At 54.9% G+C, this 6135-nt stretch carries 7 protein-coding genes; 5 read left to right on the top strand and 2 right to left on the bottom strand.

Annotated elements, in window-relative coordinates; translation table 11 throughout:
• Positions 1-270 (top strand): hypothetical protein (locus tag NZM04_04725; protein MCS7063339.1); only part of this gene is annotated, 270 nt, incomplete at its 5' end.
• On the opposite strand, the gene NZM04_04720 is transcribed toward NZM04_04725, so the two are convergent.
• Positions 242-454, bottom strand: coding sequence for a hypothetical protein (locus tag NZM04_04720; protein MCS7063338.1), 213 nt, complete (start codon positions 452-454; stop codon positions 242-244). The two genes, NZM04_04725 and NZM04_04720, sit on opposite strands and share 29 nt — an antisense overlap.
• 57 nt (positions 455-511) lie before the next feature.
• Between NZM04_04720 and NZM04_04715 the strand changes: the two genes are divergently transcribed.
• The 3 genes from NZM04_04715 to NZM04_04705 all read left to right on the top strand — a co-directional run bounded on the left by NZM04_04715 (position 512) and on the right by NZM04_04705 (position 5208).
• Entirely contained in the window at positions 512-2932 is a 2421-nt protein-coding gene (locus tag NZM04_04715) for an Hsp70 family protein (protein ID MCS7063337.1), read from the top strand.
• A complete protein-coding gene (locus NZM04_04710; protein ID MCS7063336.1) occupies positions 2929-4146 on the top strand; it encodes an AAA family ATPase in 1218 nt (405 codons plus the stop codon). Before NZM04_04715 ends, NZM04_04710 begins: the two co-directional genes overlap by 4 nt.
• Before the next feature lie 330 nt (positions 4147-4476).
• Positions 4477-5208, top strand: a complete 732-nt coding sequence (locus tag NZM04_04705; protein MCS7063335.1) for an NYN domain-containing protein — start codon at positions 4477-4479, stop codon at positions 5206-5208.
• On the opposite strand, the gene NZM04_04700 is transcribed toward NZM04_04705, so the two are convergent.
• The gene (locus NZM04_04700) at positions 5189-5527 is read right to left on the bottom strand and encodes a hypothetical protein (protein MCS7063334.1); all 339 of its coding nucleotides are present in this window, start codon (positions 5525-5527) and stop codon (positions 5189-5191) included. The two genes, NZM04_04705 and NZM04_04700, sit on opposite strands and share 20 nt — an antisense overlap.
• Positions 5528-5689: 162 nt before the next feature.
• Here NZM04_04700 and NZM04_04695 point away from each other — a divergent pair, with 162 nt between their 5' ends.
• Positions 5690-6130 (top strand): hypothetical protein, encoded by a 441-nt coding sequence (locus NZM04_04695; protein ID MCS7063333.1) that lies wholly within the window; start codon positions 5690-5692, stop codon positions 6128-6130.
• Positions 6131-6135 lie beyond the last annotated feature (5 nt).

The following is a 6135-nucleotide window of genomic DNA, read 5'->3' as shown; positions in this document are numbered from 1 at the left end:
CTGTTCCGCGTCCTGCTGACGATGTTCGGCCTGCTCGCGCTCGTTTCCCTTGTCGGCTTCGCGTGGGCACTGTGGTGCCGGCCCGCCCACTGGCTGACGTTCGCGCTGTGGGTGCTGGTGTTCGTTACCGCCACCCTAATCGCCTATTGCCGCTGCAAAAAGCGCAGCGAGGACTTTGCCCAATCGGTCTATGACTTGTTCATAGCTGGTAATACGGGCAAATTGGCAACGCCTAAGGAAATCAAGGTAGTGGGGGAGGCTGGTGGATGAACAGGCGGCTTAATCGAGGTGCTGAGTCGAGGTTTATCAATATGGAGTGCGGCAGCGGACTGCCGCTTTGGAAAGCGCCGACGGGTCGGCGGAGTCTAGAGGGTGGTGGGAGCTGTTGGGTTTTATCCGTGGGTGAGGCAAGTCGAGGGGAAAGTTTGGTGATGGAGGCTTGGAACGTGCTCATATGGCTTGGCATCTTGCGGACAGTTGGGTAAAAGTTTTTGCGAACAAGATTATCTAAATGTCATCGGATCAGGTCACTGCTTTGATACTGAGCCGGCTGGATGGGATACCGCAGACGGTGCCATTGCCAGTTCGAGTTTTGGGGATAGACTTGGGGACGACTAATTCTACAGTGGCTGAAGTGATATGGTGCCGGGATCAAAACCAGCCGCCGGTTGCACGATGTTTGGAAATTGAACAGCCGACAGATACAGGGCCCTACATCCATGTGCTCGTGCCGTCGGTGGTGGCGTTGCATGGGGGGCAGGTTTGGGTGGGCGAGGGGGCAAAACGGTTGCGTGCAAATCCTCGGTTGCGCCGAAACAGAGATATTTTTTATGAGTGCAAAAATGAGATAGGCGCGCGGCGGACGTATCATCTGGCTCCGCCTGGCTTTCGCAGTGCGGCGGAAATTGGGGGGAGAGTGTTGAGCTTTCTCAAAGCTGCTGCGGAGACGGCCCATGAGGTGTCAGTGGCTCGCACGGTTGTTACGGTGCCGGCGTCGTTTCAACTGGCGCAACGCCACGATACGTTTCGCGCTGCAGAGATGGCCGGGATGAACTTGCAGGCTGGGGATCTTTTGGATGAGCCGGTGGCAGCCTTTATCGATTATTTGGTAACGCATCGGGAAGCTTTGCTGGCGGATTTGCGTGGTACGCAGAATGTGGTTGTCTTCGACTTTGGAGGGGGCACGTGCGATGTGGCAGTGTTTCGCTTGGATTTAAGTAAGAGAAGTGGGCAGCTGGAGATAGCGCCGCTGGCGGTGTCGCGTTATCATCGGCTTGGTGGGGGTGATATTGATGCTGCGATTGTCCATGAGGAACTTATTCCGCAGGTTGCCGAGCAAAATGGTCTCAAGGTGGAGAGCCTAGATTTTGACCAGCGCAAGCGACATTTAGAACCAGCTCTGCTAGGGATAGCTGAGTCGCTGAAAGTGGGGTTGTGTATCGAGATTGCGCGGTTGCAGAGTTTTGGTCGTTATGCGGATGCCGATAAGACTGAGATAGTCAAGACGCATCCGGGGTCGTGGTCGTGTCCGTGTCCTGGATATCCGACGTTGACGTTGCGTTCACCGCGGCTAACAGCAGCGCGTTTTGAGGAATTGCTCAAGCCATTTTTGGATAGGGATTTGCTGTACGCTCGGGAGACGGAGTATCACATGACGTGCTCAATTTTTGCTCCGCTGTCTGATGCGCTTGAGCGGGCTGGATTGCAGGCAGCAGATGTGGATTTTTGTCTGATGGTGGGGGGGAGCAGTTTAATTCCACAGGTGCAGGAGGCGGTACGGTCTTATCTGCGATCTGGGCGTCTTTTGATATACGAAGATCGGGATGCGACACAGGTGGCGGTTGCTCGTGGGGCAGCGTACCATGCGTTGGCGTTAGCGCTTTATGGGCGAGGGCTTGTGCAGCCGGTGGCGCAAGATGCGATCGCGTTGCGGGTGGCTTCGGGGATGCTGGAGTTGGTGCCGAAGGGTGCGACGTTGCCATTTCCTAGTCCTGACCGAAGTGCTGAGCATTTTGAGCTTGTGGTGCCGCAGACGGCGCTGGTGGGCACGGTGCCGCTGCGGGTGGAGCTTGTCGCTGGGAGTGATGCGCGACCGGTGTTTGCAGCGACGTGGCAGATTCGTGCACCGGTGAATCGTGGCACTCCGTTGCGTCTGGGCGTGCGAATGGATGCCAACCAATGCTTGCATTTGGAGTTAACCCTTCGCGATCAGCCAGAGACAGAGCCATTTGCATGCACAGTGGAACATCCGTTAACGTTGGTAGTGAATCCTCACGCGACTCGACAGCGTATTGAGGAGGTGGAGGAGAACTTGCGCACGGGTAAAGTGGCGGAGGAGGAGATTGTGGATACGTTAAGAAAGTTGTCTGACGATTATGCTGAGCTAGGGCAGCTTGACAAGGCGATCGATTATCTAGTGCAAGCTTTGCGACGGAAGGGCCGGCCAGATGCGAGTTTGCTGAATTCGCTTGGGATACGGTATGGTGAAAAGAAAGATTGGGAGCGTCAAGAGAAGACTTATCGGGAGGCGTTTCAGGCTAAGCCGGATTGGGCTGGGTCTTTATTCAATTTAGCGCTGTCGCAGTGGAAGCGTGGCTTGTTAGAGGCAGCGGAGGCGACCATCCGCGAGGCGCTTGCCGTGGAGGAGGACCCGCCCTATTTTGTGTTATTGGCGCAAATACTGGAGAAGCGGGGCAATCGCCAGGAAGCCAATCAGGCGCTAGCAGAGGCATTGAAGCGGTATGGACCGGTGAGGGCACTGAGCGATTGGGAACTGGGCTGGTTGCAGACTGCTGCGCAGATGCAATCTGATGCTGCGCTTCTAGAGGAGGCCACGGCTGAGCAGCGTCGTCGTAAGCGGGCAGGCAAAGGGAGAGATGTTGAGTCTGGTGGTTTGCTGCCGGAGATTGCTCCTGCACTTCGGAAGATATGAGCACATGGCTAATTCCTCGGAATGAATTGACGCTTGAACAACTTCGTGCGATTGATTTGCCGCATACTGAGCATCAAGTGATATTCGGTGCGCCGGGCTCGGGCAAAACGCAGATATTGCTGCATCGAGCGGTGGAGTTGCGACGCCGGCTAGGATCGACAGATGGGCGTTTTCGGATTTTGGTTTTTACGGGTGTGCTTAAGAATTATCTTCGCTCAGCTCTTGAGTTGCTTGGGTTGCCGGAACAGGTTGTGAGTACTTTTGACGACTGGTGCAAGGGTTTTTATGAGCGCCATATCAACTCACGGGTGCCGTGGGATGCGGTAGCTAAGCGACCGGATTTTGAGGCGATTCGGACGGCTGTCGCGCAGAGAATAGCAAGCGGCACAGTTCGATTACCGCTATACGATTTTGTGTTGGTGGACGAAGGGCAAGACCTTGAGTCTGCTAACTTCGATATGTTGCGGCGGATAGCTGGGCACGTGACGGTGTGCCTGGACCATAAGCAACAAATTTACGAGCGCGGCTGCTGCGAGACAGAGATCCTTAATGCTTTAGGGCTACGTCGGCGCAACATGACGCTTTTGGATGCATATCGATGCTCGCCCTTTGTGGCTCGCTTGGCGGCGCAATTTCTGCAGGAAGCTGCAGAACGCGAACAGTATCTTCGACAGGTGCGCACGGAGCAGAGGGAACGAGAACTGCCGTTGCTCTATGAGGCAGCATCGTTTCAAGACGAGAAACGCCGGCTCACTGAAGTGCTTCGTCAGCGTCTGCTCACAGACCAGAGGGTGGCGGTGCTGTTTCCGCTTCGGCGGCAGGTGTTTGGTTTTGCAAAGGGGTTGGCAGCGGCGGGAATTGAAGTTGAGACGCAGGAAAATCTGGATTTTGGGTCGAGTCGGCCGAAGTTGATCACATATCACAGTGCGAAGGGATTGACGTTTGACTCGGTGCTGTTGCCGCGGCTGGTGGCAGAATCTTTTCCGCGCACAACGGATGCACGACAGCGGCGTTTGTTATTTGTAGCTGTTACGCGAGCTACGCGCTGGGTGTATATGAGTACTGTGGTTGGGGATAGTATACCGTTATTGGCCGATTTGAAGCGGATGGAGGCGGAGCGAGGATTGACGATACAACGTTTTGAGCATGCGTCAGTTCAGTCTGCTCCTCCGGAGTCGTCGGAGAGGGAGTCTTCAGGGTTGGATTTTCTGTGAGGCGCGGTAAGAGCACACTGGCAGACGTCGGTTTGTGAGGGCCTGAATTGGCTATCCTTTTGGACGATGAGTTAGTGGAAAATCTCAATCACATGTTGAAGAGAGAAAACCCGGCGGGAAGGATGGAGAGACGTTTTTAGTAGCGACTTAGCAGGGGAATTACGGAGTGTTGATTCCTGAGAGTCTTGCGGGAAGAAGCGGGGGCAATGGTCACAGTGCTTGAGTCGGAGCTCATGCGCGGAATGTGATGGCAAGGGATTGGGAGGCATTTTGTCGAGACGTTTTTCGATTGTCTGAGCTTGGCTCAAAAAAGCTTGGGTGACGTGCGAGATGAAAAATGGACAATGTCGCTTGAGGAGAAGGTTTGACACTTTATCCGATATCGTTAACGATGACATTGATAATCTTCCCCGTTTTGACAGCGAAGGCGCGGGGCTGCGTTGCAAAACGCAACCCCTGTTTTTTGCGGGTTGGGTGCTGATGAAAACGTTCGTTTACGTGGATGCGTTCAACCTCTATTACGGCTGCGTCAAGGGCACTGCTTACAAGTGGCTGAACATCGCCCGGCTATGCGCATTGATGCTGCCACAACATCGCATCGAGCGGATCAAATATTTCACTGCCCGAATCAGTTCGCGCGCCCATGACCCCGAGGCGTCACGCCGACAACAAACCTATCTGCGCGCATTGCAAACGATCCCCAATCTGGAAATTTTCTACGGCCATTTCCTTACACACCCGGTGCAGATGCGGCTGGCTGATCCGCAGCCCGGTCAGACAGCTTTTGTGTGGGTAATCAAGACCGACGAAAAAGGCTCGGACGTGAATTTGGCGACGCAATTGTTGAGCGACGCCTACAACCGGCGGTTTGAGTGCGCGGTGATCATCAGCGGTGACTCTGACCTCCTCGCGCCAGTGCAGGTGGTGATGAACGAACTGAAGTTGCCGGTCGGCGTGCTGAATCCGCAAAAACGCCCATGCCGTGTGCTTGCCGCGCAAGCCACGTTCAACAAGCACATCCGTGATGGCGTCCTTGCTGCATTCAGTTCCCGACCCAGTTGACCGATGCCAAAGGAACGTTTTCCAAACCGGCAAGTTGGTGAACATACAAAAGCATCTCATCGCAAACTCCGTGGTGTTTGAGGAGTTGAGGTTGACGGCTGAGGAGCGGGAGGCGGTCTGACTGGGGATAAAATCTGGATCGTGGAGGAGGGCGGGAGATGAGCTGTCGGCCCGGCCAATACCCGGCGTTTTCAGCATCTGGAGGGTCGGGTTCCACCCCGACCTGTGGAGGGACGCCTTTCACGGCGTCCGCGAATGAAATCCCGCATGGCGCCGGTGGAACGGCGCCCTCCATTTCAAGTGGAGGGACGCCTTTCACGGCGTCCGCGGATCCAATCCCCGATGGCGCGGGGGGAACCGGGCCCTTCAGGGGTTTGCTGGATTGGGGAATGGTGGGATTTTATGTTTGAAATAGTAAAAAGTCGGTTTTGTGAGGGTGTGTGAAGGCAGATGAAAGGGCGCTGAGGCGGTCTTGAGGATTGTGGAGGCGATATTGGAAGTTTCTGACGCAGTATTGGAAGTTTCTGGGGCAATATTGGAAGATTCTGGCGCGGTATTGGAAGTTTCTGAGGCGGTCTTGGAAGATTCTGATGCGGCATTGGAAGTTTCTGGGGCGGCATTGGAAGTTTCTGGGGCGGTATTGGAAGATTCTGGCGCGGTATTGGAAGTTTCTGAGGCGGTATTGGAAGTTTCTGAGGCGGTATTGGAAGATTCTGATGCGGCATTGGAGGATTCTGGCGCAGTATTGGAAGATTCTGATGCGGCATTGGAGGATTTTGACTTGATATTAAAAGCGGCGTGGCACAAGGCAGAGCCTTGCTTGCCACCGCAGTGCAAAGGAGAGCGGTGTCGCGCGAGGCAAAAGCCTCGCTTGACACCGCACTTCAAGGGGGGGTGGTGTGGGATTTTGGGGTTTGATTGATGTTG

This window comes from Candidatus Methylacidiphilales bacterium (assembly GCA_025056655.1).
Classification (GTDB): domain Bacteria; phylum Verrucomicrobiota; class Verrucomicrobiia; order Methylacidiphilales; family JANWVL01; genus JANWVL01.
This window is presented reverse-complemented; position numbering and strand designations above follow the sequence as displayed.

Excerpts from the sequence above, each read along its gene's own strand:
- NZM04_04720 (MCS7063338.1), bottom strand. The coding sequence starts at position 454 with ATGAGCACGTTCCAAGCCTCCATCACCAAACTTTCCCCTCGACTTGCC.
- NZM04_04715 (MCS7063337.1), top strand. The coding sequence starts at position 512 with ATGTCATCGGATCAGGTCACTGCTTTGATACTGAGCCGGCTGGATGGG.
- NZM04_04710 (MCS7063336.1), top strand. The coding sequence starts at position 2,929 with ATGAGCACATGGCTAATTCCTCGGAATGAATTGACGCTTGAACAACTT.
- NZM04_04705 (MCS7063335.1), top strand. The coding sequence starts at position 4,477 with ATGAAAAATGGACAATGTCGCTTGAGGAGAAGGTTTGACACTTTATCC.